This window comes from Streptomyces sp. NPDC053755 (genome assembly GCF_040677675.1).
GTDB lineage: Bacteria > Actinomycetota > Actinomycetes > Streptomycetales > Streptomycetaceae > Streptomyces.
In genome coordinates this window covers 74223-89665 of the sequence record NZ_JBFASK010000017.1, presented here as the reverse complement: position 1 = coordinate 89665, position 15443 = coordinate 74223, and the positions used below count along the sequence as shown (strand labels likewise).

12 protein-coding genes are annotated in these 15443 nt (G+C 73.4%); 7 read left to right on the top strand and 5 right to left on the bottom strand.

Features of this window, described 5'->3' with window-relative positions:
- Positions 1 to 184: 184 nt before the first annotated feature.
- Positions 185 to 1402, bottom strand: coding sequence for an amidohydrolase family protein (locus tag AB0K65_RS18225; protein WP_365717599.1), 1218 nt, complete (start codon positions 1400 to 1402; stop codon positions 185 to 187).
- A gap of 153 nt (positions 1403 to 1555) precedes the next feature.
- Here AB0K65_RS18225 and AB0K65_RS18220 point away from each other — a divergent pair, with 153 nt between their 5' ends.
- Both AB0K65_RS18220 and AB0K65_RS18215 read left to right on the top strand, forming a co-directional pair.
- A complete protein-coding gene (locus AB0K65_RS18220; protein ID WP_365717597.1) occupies positions 1556 to 4522 on the top strand; it encodes a BTAD domain-containing putative transcriptional regulator in 2967 nt (988 codons plus the stop codon).
- A gap of 199 nt (positions 4523 to 4721) precedes the next feature.
- Positions 4722 to 4886: a hypothetical protein gene (locus tag AB0K65_RS18215; protein ID WP_365717595.1), complete on the top strand. Its 165-nt coding sequence runs from the start codon at positions 4722 to 4724 to the stop codon at positions 4884 to 4886.
- Between the two features lie 404 nt (positions 4887 to 5290).
- Here AB0K65_RS18215 and AB0K65_RS18210 read toward each other — a convergent pair whose 3' ends face one another.
- Positions 5291 to 6847: a FadD3 family acyl-CoA ligase gene (locus tag AB0K65_RS18210; RefSeq protein WP_365717592.1), complete on the bottom strand. Its 1557-nt coding sequence runs from the start codon at positions 6845 to 6847 to the stop codon at positions 5291 to 5293.
- Between the two features lie 91 nt (positions 6848 to 6938).
- Here AB0K65_RS18210 and AB0K65_RS18205 point away from each other — a divergent pair, with 91 nt between their 5' ends.
- From AB0K65_RS18205 to AB0K65_RS18195, 3 genes are read left to right on the top strand one after another with little or no spacing between them, the layout of a single operon-like run.
- The gene (locus AB0K65_RS18205; RefSeq protein WP_365717590.1) at positions 6939 to 8081 is read left to right on the top strand and encodes a lipid-transfer protein; all 1143 of its coding nucleotides are present in this window, start codon (positions 6939 to 6941) and stop codon (positions 8079 to 8081) included.
- A gap of 6 nt (positions 8082 to 8087) precedes the next feature.
- On the top strand, positions 8088 to 8519 hold the full coding sequence (locus AB0K65_RS18200) for an OB-fold domain-containing protein (protein ID WP_365717588.1): 432 nt from the start codon (positions 8088 to 8090) through the stop codon (positions 8517 to 8519).
- Positions 8516 to 9292, top strand: a complete 777-nt coding sequence (locus AB0K65_RS18195) for an enoyl-CoA hydratase/isomerase family protein (RefSeq protein ID WP_365717586.1) — start codon at positions 8516 to 8518, stop codon at positions 9290 to 9292. Before AB0K65_RS18200 ends, AB0K65_RS18195 begins: the two co-directional genes overlap by 4 nt.
- Positions 9293 to 9441: 149 nt before the next feature.
- Here the strand turns inward: AB0K65_RS18195 and AB0K65_RS18190 are convergent, their stop codons facing one another.
- A complete protein-coding gene (locus tag AB0K65_RS18190; protein ID WP_365717584.1) occupies positions 9442 to 10002 on the bottom strand; it encodes a hypothetical protein in 561 nt (186 codons plus the stop codon).
- 117 nt (positions 10003 to 10119) lie between these two features.
- On the opposite strand from AB0K65_RS18190, the gene AB0K65_RS18185 reads away from it, so the two are divergent.
- Positions 10120 to 10890: a hypothetical protein gene (locus AB0K65_RS18185; protein ID WP_365717582.1), complete on the top strand. Its 771-nt coding sequence runs from the start codon at positions 10120 to 10122 to the stop codon at positions 10888 to 10890.
- A 30-nt stretch (positions 10891 to 10920) separates the two neighbouring features.
- Here the strand turns inward: AB0K65_RS18185 and AB0K65_RS18180 are convergent, their stop codons facing one another.
- Entirely contained in the window at positions 10921 to 13344 is a 2424-nt protein-coding gene (locus AB0K65_RS18180; RefSeq protein WP_365717580.1) for a PQQ-binding-like beta-propeller repeat protein, read from the bottom strand.
- Between the two features lie 103 nt (positions 13345 to 13447).
- Positions 13448 to 14437 (bottom strand): VOC family protein, encoded by a 990-nt coding sequence (locus AB0K65_RS18175; protein WP_365717578.1) that lies wholly within the window; start codon positions 14435 to 14437, stop codon positions 13448 to 13450.
- Positions 14438 to 14790: 353 nt separating this feature from the next.
- Here AB0K65_RS18175 and AB0K65_RS18170 point away from each other — a divergent pair, with 353 nt between their 5' ends.
- Entirely contained in the window at positions 14791 to 15438 is a 648-nt protein-coding gene (locus AB0K65_RS18170) for a TetR family transcriptional regulator (protein WP_365717576.1), read from the top strand.
- The last annotated feature ends 5 nt before the right edge of the window (positions 15439 to 15443 follow it).

The window sequence follows — 15443 nt, the reverse complement described above, 5'->3', positions numbered from 1 at the left end:
ACCCCTTAACTGACGCACCGTCAGGCGATGGAGGGCCCCATAGTCACGACCGCCGCGCCATGAGGCAAGGGCCGCGCCCGAAGACGTCCGGGCGCGGGAGTCGCCGGCCTCGTGCGGCTGCCCTGCGCCCCGGGGGCCGACAGTCCCGTCCGGCCGCGGGACGGCGGCCCCGGCGCTTCCGCCGCTACGGCGCCCAGAGCCCGTCCGGAGTCAGGCCGAGCAGCTCGATCGCGTTGCCGCGCACGATCCGCTCGACGACGTCCGGCGCGAGGTGGCCCATCTGGGCCTCGCCGACCTCCCGGGACTTGGGCCAGGTGGAGTCCGAGTGGGGATAGTCCGTCTCGTAGAGGACGTTCCCCACCCCGATCGCGTCGAGGTTCCGCAGCCCGAAGGCGTCGTCGAAGAAGCAGCCGTAGACGTGCTCGGCGAACAGCTCCGACGGCGGGCGCAGCACCTTGTCGGCGACGCCGCCCCAGCCCCGGTTCTCCTCCCACACCACGTCGGCGCGTTCGAGGATGTAGGGGATCCAGCCGATCTGCCCCTCCGCGTACATCACCCGGAGGTTCGGGAAGCGCTCGAACTTGCCGCTCATCAGCCAGTCGACCATCGAGAAGCAGCAGTTGGCGAAGGTGATCGTGGAGCCGACGGCGGGCGGGGCGTCGGCGGAGGTGGACGGCATCCGGCTGGACGAGCCGATGTGCATCGCGACGACCGTCCCGGTCTCGTCGCACGCGCGCAGGAACGGGTCCCAGTCGTCGGTGTGGACCGACGGCAGCCCGAGGTGCGGCGGGATCTCGGAGAAGGCGACGGCGCGCACGCCCCGGGCGGCGTTGCGGCGGACCTCGGCGGCGGCCAGTTCCGCGTCCCAGAGCGGGATCAGCGTGAGGGGTATGAGCCGGCCCCCAGCCTCCGGACCGCACCACTCCTCGACCATCCAGTCGTTGTAGGCGCGCACCCCGAGGAGGCTCAGCTCCCGGTCGCTCGCCTCGGTGAACGTCTGCCCGCAGAAGCGCGGGAAGGTGGGAAAGCAGAGGGCGGACTGGACGTGGTTCACGTCCATGTCGGCGAGGCGGTCGGGCACGGAGTAGGACCCCGGCCGCATCTGCTCGTAGGTGATCACTTCGAGCCTGATCTCGTCGCGGTCGTAGCCGACGGCGGTGTCGAGGCGGGTGAGCGGCCGGTGCAGGTCCTCGTACACCCACCAGTCGCCGATCGGTCCTTCGTCGCCCTTGGCGCCCATGACGGGTGCGAACCTCCCGCCGAGGAAGGTCATTTCCTTCAGCGGGGCGCGGACGATCCGGGGGCCGGAGTCGCGGTACCGGGACGGGAGCCGGTCCCGCCAGACGTGCGGGGGCTCCACGGTGTGGTCGTCCACCGAGATGATCCTGGGGAAGGTCTCCATGGCAGCACGGTAGCGCTGATCTGACGGTCCGTCAGCTAGTCTGGGCGCGCATCCTTTGGCGGGACTTGTGCAGACAGTCACCCGATGCTGACGCGTTCGCTCCGGACAAGGCAGACTGTCCAGGGCGAAACCAGCGGCACGGCAGGGGGAGCTATGGACCGTGAGAACGGCCCGCGAGTTCCGGAGCAGCGGGCTCCGTCGACAGGTGGTTCCGACGACGTCGGCGACGACCTGCGCTTCGGTGTGCTCGGCCCGGTCCGCGCCTGGCGGGCCGGAGAAGCACTTCCCTCCGGATCACCGCAGCAGCGCGCGCTGCTCGCGGCGCTGCTGCTGCGCGACGGGCGCACGGCCACCGCGGGCGAGCTGATCGACGCCATCTGGGGGGACGAGCCGCCCTCCCAGGCGCTGGCGGCGGTACGCACGTACGCCTCGCGGCTGCGCAAGGTCCTGCCCTCCGGCGTCCTGGTCAGCGAGTCCGGCGGGTACGCCGTCCGCACCCACCACGCGGCCCTCGACCTGAACATCGCCGGGGACCTGGCCGCCGAGGCCGAGAAGCTCCGGGCGGCAGGCGACCGCTGCGGGGCCCGGGCCCTGATCGACAAGTCCCTCGCCCTGTGGGACGGCGAGGCGCTGGCCTCCGTCCCCGGACCGTACGCCGAGACCCAGCGCACCCGGCTCGAGGAGTGGCGCCTCCAGCTCCTGGAGACCCGGCTCGACATGGACCTGGAGGTCGGCGCCCACGCGGAGGCCGTCTCCGAACTGACCGCGCTCACCGCCGCGCACCCGCTGCGGGAGCGGCTGCGCGAGCTGCTCATGCTCGCGCTCTACCGCAGCGGACGGCAGGCGGAGGCGCTGGCCGTCTACGCGGACACCCGCCGGCTCCTCGCCGACGAACTGGGGGTCGACCCGAACCCCGAGCTGTCCCGGCTCCAGCAGCGGATCCTCCGCGCGGACGCCGAGCTGGCCCGCCCGGTCGAGGAGGCGGCCCCTGCGCCCGCCGTCGCCCGGCCCGCGCAGCTCCCCGCCACCGTGCCGGACTTCACCGGCCGCGCCTCCTTCGTACGGGAGCTGGGCGACCGGCTCGCCACGGCGGAGGGCTCGGTGATGGCCGTCTCGGCGCTCGCGGGCATCGGCGGCGTCGGCAAGACGACCCTGGCCGTCCACGTGGCACACGAGGCCCGCCCGCATTTCCCCGACGGCCAGCTCTACGTCGACCTCCAGGGCGCGGGCGCGCGGGCGGCGGCCCCGGAAACCGTCCTGGCCGCGTTCCTGCGGGCCCTGGGCACGCCCGACTCCGCGATCCCGGACTCCCTGGACGAGCGGGCGGCGCTGTACCGCTCGGCGCTCGACGGCCGCCGGATCCTGGTGCTCCTGGACAACGCCAGGGACGCGGCCCAGATCCGCCCCCTGCTGCCGGGCACGGCGGGCTGCGCCGCCCTGGTGACCAGCCGGATCCGGATGGTCGACCTGGCGGGCGCGCACCTGGTGGACCTGGACGTGATGTCCCCCGAGGAGGCCCTCCAGCTCTTCACCCGCATCGTCGGCGCGGAGCGGGTCTCGGCCGAGCGCGAGGCGGCCCTCGACGTCGTCGCCGCCTGCGGCTTCCTGCCCCTCGCCATCCGTATCGCCGCCTCCCGTCTGGCCGCCCGCCGCACCTGGACGGTCGCCGTCCTCGCGGCCAAGCTGGCCGACGAGCGCCGCCGCCTCGACGAGCTGCAGGCGGGCGACCTCGCGGTCAAGGCCACCTTCGAACTCGGCTACGGCCAGCTGGAGCCCGCCCAGGCCCGCGCCTTCCGTCTGCTCGGCCTCGCGGACGGCCCGGACATCTCCCTCACGGCGGCGGCCGCCGTCCTGGACCTTCCGGTCCGGGACACCGAGGACCTCCTGGAGGCCCTGGTCGACACCTCCCTGCTCGAGTCCGCGGCCCCGGGCCGCTACCGCTACCACGACCTGGTGCGGCTGTACGCGCGGGCCTGCGCGGAGCGGGACCAGGTGTCGCCGGAGGAGCGGGAGCGGGCGCTGTCGCGGCTGCTCGACTTCTATCTGGCGACGGCGGCGAGGGTGTACGCGATCGAGCGGCCGGGAGACCGGACGGTCGCACACCTGGAGGCCACCCAGCACTCGGGTCTGACCTTCTCCGACCCCGCCCAGGCGCTCGACTGGCTGCACGCCGAGGCGGACTGCGTGCTGGCCTGCGCCCAGCAGTCCCTCGCCCGCCCGTATCTGCGCCGCGCGGTGGACCTCCTGATGGCCACGAAGGACCTGGCCGAATCGGGCGTGAACTCGCTGCGGTTCGAGATGGCGGCGGTGGCCGCGCGGGACGCCGCCCGCGCGTTCGGCGACGTCCGGTCCGAGGGCCGGGCCCGCACCACCCTCAGCCAGGTGTACAGCACGGCCGGCCGGTTCGAGGAGGCCGACGAGCAGGCCCGTGCCGCCATGGACGCGGACCGTTCCTGCGCGGACCCCTGGACGTGCTGCAACGCGCTCAACGAGCGGGGCATCCTCGCCCTGTACGAGAACCGTCACGCGGACGCCGAGGAGCACCTGTCGCGGGCGCGGGACGCGTTCCGCGCCGACGGGAACGCGCCGGGGGAGGCGAGCGCCCTGTGCAACCTGTCGCGCGTCCACCTGGCGACGGGCCGGGTCCCCAGCGCCGTCGACCTCGCGAAGCAGGGCCTCGCCATCTACGAACGGGCCGACACCGGGATCGCCTTGCGCGTCGCCAACGGGAAGTACGCCCTCGGCCTGGCCCTGACCGCGTCGGGCCGGACGGCGGAGGCGCGGGGAGTCCTCTCCGAGGCCCTGGGCGTCTTCCAGGACAGCCGCCAGCACCTCTGGCACGGGATGACGCTGTTCCGGCTCGCCGAGGTCCACCTCGCCGACCGGCGGTACGCCGCCGCGGCCGCCCATGCCGAACAGGCGCTGTCGGTCATGCACGGCATCGGCGGGGAGTGGCGCCGCGCGAACGTCCTCACCGTCCTCGGACGAGGGCTCGCGGGGCTCGGCCAGACGGACCGGGCCCGGGCCTGCTGGCACGACGCGCTCACCGTCTTCGACTCCCTCGGCTCACCCGAGGCGGCGGAGGTGCGCGGGCTGCTCCACCCGGCGGCGGTCGCCTGACCCGGACCGGGCGTTCATCATTCGTTTATCGCCCCACGGCATGCTCGTGTCTGTCGATCCGCCGCGTCGGGGGGCAGACGGAACGACACGCGGCCTCACCGTTAAGGTGATCGGCCCTGGACGTCCGCTCGGCTGTCCACGGGGGAACCGCCGAGCGGGCGTTGCAGCCTCAGCACGCCCCACCACTTCAGGAGCTTCCATGGCCGACAACCTCAAGCCCACCGACTCCCACGCGACGGGCGAGGACATCACCACCCTGGACTCGCACGCCACGGGCGAGCCCATCAAGCCGCTCGACTCGCACGCCACCGGCGAGCCGATCAAGCCGCTCGACTCCCACGCCACGAGCGAGCCGATCAAGTAGACGAACCGAGCCGGCCCACGGGGGACAGGGAGCCGGCTCTTGCCGGGGGGACGGCCGCGGCGGCGCCATCGGGGGAGCCGCCGGGGCCGTTGAGGTCCGGATGCCGGAACGCGAGCGCTCGGGGGACGCCCGACGGGTCCTTGGGGGGGGACCCGCCGGGTCGGGCGCGGCACGCGGCGACCGGACACGTGGCGGAGGGGCCGGGCATCATGCCCGGCCCCTCCGTCCTGTGCGCGGGATCGCCGCTCCCGGGATCCCGTGGTCGCCGGGGCAGGCCGCCCCGCCGGTCCCCTCAGGGGGCGGCGGGATCGCCGCTCCCTGGATCCCGTGGTCGCCCGGGCGCCCGGCTCAGGGGCGGGGGATCGCCGTCGCCGAAGCCGTCGCCGTGCGTCCGGACCGCCGTGTCAGCCCTGGTGGGCGACGCGTGCCCGCAGTGCTCCCTTGACCACCTTGCCGGAGGCGTTGCGCGGGAGTTCCGGCACGAACTCGACCTCCCGGGGCACCTTGTAGTTCGCCATCTCCCGGCGCGCCCAGGCGATCAGGTCGTCCCCCGTCACGCGCGCCCCCGCCCGCCGGACCGCGAAGGCCTTGCCCACCTCGCCGAGGCGGTGGTCCGGGACGCCGATGACCGCCACGTCGGCGATGTCGGGGTGCAGGCCGAGGAGTTGCTCGATCTCGGCCGGATAGGCGTTGAAGCCGCCGACGATGAACATGTCCTTCACGCGGTCGGTGACGCGCAGGTTGCCCGCCTCGTCGAGGACGCCCACGTCGCCCGTGTGGAGCCAGCCCTCGGCGTCGACGGCACGGGCCGTCTCCTCCTCGTCCTCGAAGTACCCCCGCATGACGTGGTGGCCGCGGACCAGGATCTCCCCCGACTCCGACAGACGGACCTCCGTGTCCGGGATCGGCCGGCCCGAGGTGGTCGCGATGACGTCGGCCGGATCGCCGCGACGGCACATGGTGACGATGCCGCTCGCCTCGGAGAGGCCGTACGCCGTGAGGACCGTACCGACGCCGAGTTCGCCGCGCAGGCGCTCGACCAGCCGGAGCGGTACGACCGCGGCGCCGGTCACGACGAGACGCAGCGTCGAGAGGTCGTAGGACGAGCGGGACGGGTGGTCCAGGAGGGACTGGTGCAGGGTCGGCGGGCCGGGGAGCACCGAGACACGTTCGGAGGCGATGTTCGCCAGGACCGTGTCCACGTTGAAGACGGGCTGCGGGATCATGACCGCCCCGCGCGTCAGGCAGGCGATGATCCCCGCCTTGTAGCCGAAGGTGTGGAAGAAGGGGTTCACGATCAGATAGCGGTCGCCGGTCCGCAGGCCGGCGAGGTCCGCCCAGACGCCGTAGCAGCGCAGGGTCTGGGCATGGGTGATCACCGCGCCCTTCGGGGCGCCCGTCGTACCGGAGGTGTAGACGATGTCCGAGGCGGCGCAGGGGCCGACGGCGTCGGCGCGCCGCCGTACGTCCGATGAGGGTATGCCGTCGCCGAGCGCCAGGAAGGACTTCCAGGTGAGGTAGTCGTCCGGTGCGGCGTCGCCGAGGACCACCACCTGTTCCAGGTCGGGGAGTTCGGCCTCCGCCCGTCGCAGCGAGGCGACGTAGGAGGTGCCCAGGAAGGTGCCGGTGACGAAGAGCAGCTTCGCCCGGGAGCGGGCGAGGACGTAGGCCGCTTCGGTGCCCTTGAAGCGGGTGTTCAGGGGGACGAGGACGGCCCCCGCCGTGACCGCCCCGAGGGCCGAGACGATCCAGTCCAGGGTGTTCGGTGCCCAGACGGCGACCCGGTCGCCCGGCAGGACTCCGGCAGCCATGCAGGCGGCGGCCGCGCGGTCGACCCGGTCCCCCAGTTCTTCGTACGAGACGCGGGTCCGGCCCTCGACGACCGCTTCCGCGGGTCCGTACCGTTCGGCGGCCGAGCGCACCAGCCTCGGGATCGTTCCCCACTCCAGGTCCCCGCGCATGCGTCATCCTCCCGGCCGCCACTAGCTGACTATCCGTCAGATTAGCTGTAGCCTGACGCGCTGTCAGCAGCTCGCGATCGGGGAGGTTGCAGTGCTCAAGGACGCCACCGCCATCGTCGGAATAGGGCAGACGCCGTTCGCCAGACAGCTCCCCGAACCCGAGAAGACCCTCGCCTGCCGGGCGATCCTCGCCGCACTCGACGACGCCGGCATCGCCCCTTCCGAGGTCGACGCCTTCGCCTCGTACACGATGGAGGAGACGGACGAGGTCGAGGTCGCCAAGGCCATCGGAGCCGGTGACGTCACCTTCTTCGGCAGGATCGGCTTCGGCGGCGGAGGCTCGTGCGCCACCGTCGGCCACCTCGCCGCCGCCATCGCCACCGGACAGGCCACGGTCGGCGTCGCCTGGCGCTCACGCAAACGCGGTTCGGGGCCGAGACCCTGGAAGAACACCTCGGCGCAGCTCCCGACGCCCGGACAGTGGACCCGGCCCTTCGGCCTGCTGCGTCCCTCCGACGAGATCGGCATGCTCGCCCGCCGCTACATGCACGAGTACGGCGCCACCCGGGACCACCTCTTCAACGTCGCTCTCGCCTGCCGCAACCGCGCCAACCAGAACCCGTCGGCGATGATGTACGAACGGCCCCTGACCCGCGAGATGTACATGACCTCCCGCTGGATCAGCGAGCCGCTCTGCCTCTTCGACAACTGCCTGGAGACCGACGGGGCGCTGGCCTGCGTCCTCGTCTCCGCCGAGCGGGCGCGGGACTGCCGGCGCTCGCCGGTCTACGTCCACTCCGTCGCCCAGGGCCTGCCCGCCCAGCACCACGGCATGGTCAACTACTGGAACGACGACCCGCTCACCGGCCCGGCCTGGACCGCCGCCCGACAGCTGTGGAAGCAGGCCGACTTCGGGCCCCAGGACGTCGACGTCGCCCAGATCTACGACGCCTTCACCCCGCTCATCCCCCTGTCCCTGGAGGGCTACGGCTTCTGCGGAAGGGGGGAGGGAGCCGCGTTCACCGAGGGCGGCGCCCTGGAGATCGGCGGCCGGCTCCCCCTCAACACCGGTGGCGGCGGGCTCTCCGAGGCGTACGTCCACGGCTTCAACCTCATCACCGAAGGCGTGAAGCAGCTGCGCGGCACCTCCACCGCGCAGGTTCCGGGCGCCGCCACCTGCCTGGTCACGGCCGGTGAGGGCGTCCCCACCTCCGCCGTCCTCCTGAGGAGTTGATCCGACATGCTCACACCCGTCGTCGACGAGGACGGCGCGCCCTTCTGGGAATACGCCGCCCGGGGCGAGCTGCGCGTCCAGGCCTGTGCCGCCCCGGACTGCGGCGAGCTCCGCTTCCCGCCCCGGCCGTGCTGCCCGCACTGCCGGTCCTTCGAGAGCGAGTGGCGCCGGATGTCCGGCCGGGGCCGGATCTGGTCGTACGTCCTGCCCCATCCTCCGCTGCTGCCCGACTACGCCGCCCAGGCCCCGTACAACGCCGTCGTGGTCGAACTCGCCGACGCTCCCCGCATCCGCCTCGTGGGCAACGTGGTCGCCGCCCCGGACGCGCCGCTCGACTCGGTCGACCCGGCGCGGCTGCGGATCGGGGCCGCGGTGAGGGTCGCGTTCACCGAGATCGACGGGGTGACCGTGCCGCGCTGGCTGCTGGAGCGCGGATGAGCGTCCGGGTGGAGACGGACGAGACGTCCGGTGTCGCGGTCGTCACCCTCGACCGGCCCGCCAAGCACAACGCGATCACGGTGGAGATGGCGCGCGACCTCGGCGTGGTGTGGCGGGGGTTCCGGTACGCGGACGAGGTCCGGGCGATCGTCGTCACCGGCGCGGGCGACCGGGCCTTCTGTACCGGTATCGACCGCGCGGCGGCCGCCGAGGTCCCCCAGCCCACCTCCCCGTACACGATCGACGATCCGCTCGTCGCCGTCGGACCGAAGGCGAACGACCTGTGGAAGCCGGTCGTCGCCGCCGTGGAGGGCATGGCCTGCGGCGGGGCGTTCTACCTCCTGGGCGAGGCGGAGTTCGTCGTCGCCGGCGAGGGTGCGGCCTTCTTCGACCCGCACACCACCTACGGCATGGTCAGCGCCTTCGAGACCGTGCACATGGCGCAGAAGATGCCGTTCGGGGAGGTCGCACGCATGGCGCTGATGGGAACCGCCGAGCGGATCTCGGCCCGGCGGGCGTACGAGACCGGGCTGGTCACCGAGGTCACGGAGACCGGCGGGGCGCTGGCCGCCGCCCGCCGGGCGGCCGCGGTCATCGCGTCCTACCCGACGGAGGCCGTTCAGGGGACGGTCCGGGCCCTCTGGTCGGCCAAGGAGGCCGCCCGCTCCCAGGCCCTCGCCCACGCGCCGCACCTGGTGACGCTCGGCAACCTGCCGCCGACCCGCCAGGCGGAGCTGTTCACCCGGCGGGCGGACGGCTACCGGCTCCGCTAGACCGCCTCGCGCCGGACCGTGCCGCGCCGGACCCGAGCGCGCCGAGCCGTGTTCCCCCGGACCGTGTTCCTCCGGACCGTGCCGCGCCGAGCCGTGTGCGCGAGGTGCTCACGGCCGGACGGGACGCCTCGCGCACACGACCCGGGCCGCTACTGCTCGCGGACCGGGCCGACGACGCAGTTCCGCACCTCGCCGACGGCCTTCGGGGTGTCCATCGCGACCTCGAAGGTCTTCGTCTCGCCGGGCTCGACCGTGATCGTCGCGTCGGCGTCGTCGACCTCGTACCCGCCGGCGTCCTCGAACCCGAGCTGCACCTGGAAGGTCTCGGTGAAGGTCGCACGCGAGGTGATCCGCAGCGTGGCGGTCGTGTCGGCCTTCCGGGCCGGCTTGCCCTTGCGCTTCTTCTGCGCGGCCTCGACGCAGTCGACGACCACGACCTCCACCGTGGAGGTGGGGGAGGTCGTGACGGAGGGCGACGGCTCGGAGGTGTACGTCTCGCCGGAGCCGGAGCCGCTCCCGTCGTAGTCGTCGTTCTTCTTCTTGGAGCTGGAGCAGCCGCCGCCGCTGTCGCCGCTCCCGCCCCCCGAACCGCTCGACCCGCCGCGGCCCTTGGCGCTGCTCTTGCCGCTGTGCGCGCTCGTCTGGAAGCCCGTCAGCGCGAGCACCACCACCGTGAGCACCGCCGCGAGCCTGAGTCGTCGCCGCACCATCGTCTCTCCTGTCCCCCGTCATGCCTGTCGTGTCCGCGCCACCCTAACGCCGCGTGGCGGGGCTCCCGCACCCGGCGTAGCGTCGAGACCGAGAGCCGGACCGAAGGAGGCCGATCGATGGTCCGCAACGTCATCGGCTCGATCCTGGCGCTCGCCGGAGCGACGGCCGCCGTCTGGAGCCCCTTCCGTGCCTGGTACGACGGCCGTCACGGCAGCGCCTACCGCGTCCAGGACCTGTTCTCCGGCATCACGGACACGCGTGCCGAGCTCCTCGGCTCGATCCTGCTGCCCTTCGCCTTCGCCGCCCTGGTGACCCTGATCGGCCTGTTCCTGCGCTCGCGCCTGCTGGTGGCGGTCGCCGGGCTGATCACCCTCGGTTTCGCGATCCTGTGGATGGTCCGGGTCGCCCAGATCGAGGACGGGCTGTCGGTCGAGACCGACGGCACGGGTCTGGGGAGCGGAGCCGTCCTCGCTCTGGGCGGCGGGGTGCTGCTCCTCCTGGCCTCGGCGGTGATGTCCGGCCGCCGGCGCTCCCGCGCGCTCCGCATCGAGGACCACGGACCTCGCTCGCGCGACGACGCGTACGAGGAGCCGCCCCGCTATCCCCATGAAGCGGACGAAGCGCGCTGGGACCGGAGCCACACCGGGCAGCGTGAACCGGAGCCGTGGGAAGGGCAGGATCCCCAGCAGACGCCGTGGGGACGGCAGCCCGGCCAGGGCGGCCCGTATCCGGACCAGGGCGGATATCCGGAACACGGCGGACACCCCGACCAGGGCGGCCCGCATCGCGACCAGGGCGGGTATCCCGGCCAGGGCGGCCCGTACCCCGACCAGGGCGGGCACGGCCCGTACCCGGAGGAGCCGCCGCCCCCGCGGCAGCGGCCCTGACCACGACCCGCGGCCCCGCGGACCGGCGGCTCAGACGCGAGGCGCCGCGCCCCGGCCCGTCGCCGTACCCTTCACCGCGTCCAGCGCGTAGACGCAGCGGTCCTTGCTGCACGCGTACACGACGCCGCCCCGCGCCACCGGCGACCCGGTGATCTCGCCGCCGGTCGCGAGCTTCCAGCGCAGCTGGCCGCCGGAGGCGTCCAGCGTGTAGAGGACGTGGTCCGCCGAGCCGAAGTGCACCCGGCCGTCCGCGACCACGGGGCTGCCGATCAGTTCGCCGCCCGCCGCGAACCGCCACTTCGGCGTGCCCGTCACCGCGTCGAGCGTGTAGAGCGCGCTGCCGCTGCCCACGTGCACGTTGCCGTCGACGACGAGGACGGGCTCCACCGACTGGCGGGCCTCGGTGGCGATCCGCCACCGGTCCTGGCCGGTGGTCGCGTCGAGTGCGTAGACCGTGCCGAGGTAGTCGGCGAGGTACACCCCGCCGCCGGTGACCGCGGGTCCCGGGGCGAAGGCCGGCGGGGAGAGGAAGACGGCGGGCGCCTCGAAGTGCCAGCGGACGTGCCCGCTCGCGACGTCGACGGACAGCACGCGCGTACCGGCCGCGACGTACACGCAGCCGTCCTCCGCCTGGGTCACCCGGACCGGGACGTTGCCGCAGGAGGCGGCGTCGCCCACCGGGTACGACCAGCGCTCCGCGCCCGTGCGCGCGTCCAGCGCCTGGAGCCGGGCGTCCCGCCACACGTACACGGTGTCGCCGTGCACCACGGGCCCCGCCTCCGGGGTCTCGAAGTCGCTCTGCGCGCCGGTGATCTCCCACAGCTTGGCGCCGTTCGAGGCCTCCCAGCCCTGGACCCCGCCGCCCCGCGTGCCGGTGACGACCGTGCCCCGGTCGACCTTCAGCGAGTACACCCAGGCGTCCGTCTGGAGCCGCCAGCGCTCGCCGCCGTCGGCCGCGTCCAGCGCGTACAGCGTCGGACCGTCGGAGGCGTGGATACGGCCCTGGGACACGGCCATCGACCAGGCGACGTCCCGGGTCTTGAACTGACGGCGGCCGCTGCCGACGTCGAGGGCGTGCACCTCGAAGGAGGTGACGTAGAGCAGGTCGCCGGCGACGACCGGGGTGCCCCAGACGTCGTTCGACATCCGGAAGCGCCAGGGACGCCAGTGCCCCGGCTCGGGTGCGGCGGGCTGCGCCTCGGGAGCCGCGGCGGGCGACGGCAGCGGGCGGGAGCCGAGCGGCGGGCCGGGCTCGGTGCCGTTGGCACCGCCGGGCGGCCGGATCCAGCCGGTCGCGGGGCCCGCGTCGGGCCCCCGCCCGACGCCGACGGCCGCGCGGGTGTCGGCGACCCGGGGCCCGGGGCCGATCGCGACGGTGCCGCCGGCGAGGCGCACGGGGCCGCCGGACTCGGCGGGACCCGCGTGGCGTCCCCCGCCGGCGCCGTGTCCGCCCGCGCCCTGGCCGCCGCGGGGGTCGGCGCCCCACTCCGGGACCTGGCGCGGCGGACGGGGCGGAGCGGGCGGGGCGGGCGGTACCGGCAGGGGTGCGGGAGCGCTGGGCCGGCCCCCGCGGCGGTGCTCGATCATGGCCGTGGCGCTCTGCGGCAGCCAGGCCGAGGCCGTACCGCTGTCGTCACTGCCCGAGCCGAACAGGTGGGGCGCGAGCTGCGCCTGCAGGTCGGCCGGGGTGGGGCGGCGCGAGACGTCCATCTGCATGCAGGACTCGATGAGCGGCCGCAGCTCGTCCGGCAGCCCCTCCAGGTCGGGTCCCTCCCTGAGCAGCATGAAGACGGTCTCGACCGGGTTGGCGCCGTGGAACGGCGCGTGCCCGGTGGCGGCGAAGACCAGCATGGAGCCGAGCGAGAAGACGTCGCTGGCCCCGGTGACGCTGCGCGAGTCGCGGGCCTGCTCGGGTGACATGTACGCGGGCGTGCCGACGGCGACGTTGGTCATGGTCAGCCGGGTGTTGGAGACGCCGGAGGCGATGCCGAAGTCGATCACCCGGGGTCCGTCCTCGACGACGAGGACGTTCGACGGCTTCAGGTCGCGGTGGACCAGGCCCGCGCCGTGGATGGACTGCAGGGCCTCGGCGACCCCGGCCGCCAGCCAGCGCACCGCCTGGGCCGGCAGCGGCCCGCACTCGTTCACTATCTCCTCGAGGGAGGGCGCGGGGACGTACGCGGTGGCCAGCCAGGGCACGGCGGCCCGCGGATCGGCGTCGACCACGGCGGCGGTGTAGAAGCCGGAGACGGCCCGCGCGGCCTCGACCTCGCGGGTGAAACGGACACGGAACAGCTGGTCCTCGGCGAGCTCGGTCCGCACGGTCTTGATCGCCACGCGCCGCCCGGACGCCGAGCGCGCGAGATAGACGAGACCCATACCGCCCGCGCCGAGCCGGCCCAGCACCTCGAAGGGCCCGATCCGTCTCGGGTCGTGCTGCGTCAGCTGCTCCACTTGCCTGCCACCTCCCCGTACGGGCCATGAGAATACGGCCCCGTGGCCCTGATTCTTCCTGTCCGAGGCGGTGGTTGCGAACCCGGGGGCGGATCGGGGTGTCTCAGGTCATATACCCAGGGTCCGGGACACGCTCGGCGTCGGTTTCGCCGTCCGGCCCGCGGGCGGGCCGCTCCGCGGGCTCCCGGCCCGGCCGGTCGCCCCGCCCGTCACCCGCTCGGCCGCCGGGTGCGGTGCCGGACGGGTCGCCGGTCTCGCCGGAGCGTCCGGTCCCGCGGTCCTCGGTCCGCCGTCCGGCCCGGTCCGCGGCCGGCGCCTTCTTCGGCTCGGCCAGGACGGCGAAGCGGGCGCCCTGGTCGTCGCGGAGCACGGCGATCCGCCCGTGCGGGGTGTCGAAGGGCGGGCTCGTGACGCGCCCGCCGAGACGGACGGCGGTCTCGCAGGTCTCGTCGCAGTCGTGGACGGCGAAGTAGACAAGGACGTGGCCCGGCATCTCGGCGGGGACGGCGCGGGTGAGCAGGGCCCGGCCGCCGAAGGAGGAGTCGTCGCCGGGGCGGGAGCCCGGCAGTGACCAGACGCGGTAGTCGAAGTCGCTCTCCCTGCCCTCCTCAGCCGCCTCCACCTGGCGCCCGAGGTAGCCGAAGACGGTGGCGTAGAAGGTGTCGACCGCGTCCCGCTCCCTCGTGTAGACCTCCATCCAGCAGAAGGATCCGGGGAGCATCGTCTTCTCGAAGCCGTCGTCGTCACCCGCCTGCCGCAGGCCGAAGACCGCGCCGCCGGGGTCGGCGGCGAGCGCGAGGACGCCGAAGGGCCCGACCGGGTACGGCTCCATCACCATCTGGCCGCCGGCGGCCTTGATCCGGGCCGCGAGCACCCCGGCGTCCTCGGTGGCGAGGTAGACGGTCCAGGTGGTGGGCATCCGGCCGTCCCGCTTCGGTACGAGTCCGGCGACGCGCTTCCCGTCGCTGAGGGCCTCGTCCCGGTCGGGGTCGAAGGTCCAGCCGAAGAGTTCGCCGTAGAACCGCTTCCCCGCTTCGAGGTCGGGGAGCTGCGCGTCCACCCAGCAGGGGGTGCCCTCTGTGAATGCGGCCATAGGTCCACGCTAGGGCGGGGGACACCGCCCCGCACGCCCCGAAATAGAACATATGTGCATGAATGACGGCGGCGGCCCTTGATTTCCTTGAGTTGTCCACCGAAGTTGTCCACAGGCTGTTAATAAGCCTATTCGGGTAGCGCGTGGGCCGTCCGCGCACCGCCGGAGCACCGGAGCAGCCTTCGAGGAAGCAGCGGAAGCGGACGGCAGGACGGCCGGAGGGGGCGGGGCGCGGAAGGGGAGGACGGCCGCGGGAGCGCGGGACAAAGAGGCGGAGGACGGCCCGGAGGGGGCCGCACCCCATTTGCAGTCGGCCGAATCGCGCGCCGATCACCCCTCGGTAAGCTGACGGCATGACAGGACAAGTACGTACCGTCGACGGTCGCGTGGCCGGACGACGCGGTCAGGCGACGCGGCAGAAGCTGCTCGACTGCCTCAGCGAGATGCTCAGCTCCTCGCCGTACCGGGACGTCAAGGTCATCGACGTGGCCCGGAAGGCGGGCACTTCACCCGCGACGTTCTACCAGTACTTCCCCGACGTCGAGGGCGCCGTCCTCGAGATCGCGGAGGAAATGGCCAAGGAGGGAGCCGCGTTGACCGAGCTGGTCTCCGGCCGTTCCTGGGTCGGCAAGGCCGGCTGGCAGACCTCCGAGGAACTCGTGGAGGGATTCCTGGACTTCTGGCGGAAGCACGACGCGATCCTCCGCGTCGTCGACCTGGGAGCCGCCGAGGGCGACAAGCGGTTCTACAAGATCCGCATGAAGATCCTGAACTCGGTCACCAACTCCCTCACGGACGCGGTGAAGGAGCTCCAGTCGAAGGGCAAGGTCGACAAGGACGTCAGCCCGGCGGCGATGGCCGGCTCCCTGGTGGCGATGCTGGCCTCGGTGGCCGGTCACCAGAAGGGCTTCCAGACCTGGGGCGTGAAGCAGAACGAACTCAGGCCCAACCTGGCTTTGTTGGTGCACCTGGGGATCACGGGCAGGAAGCCGACGAGGTAGACGCG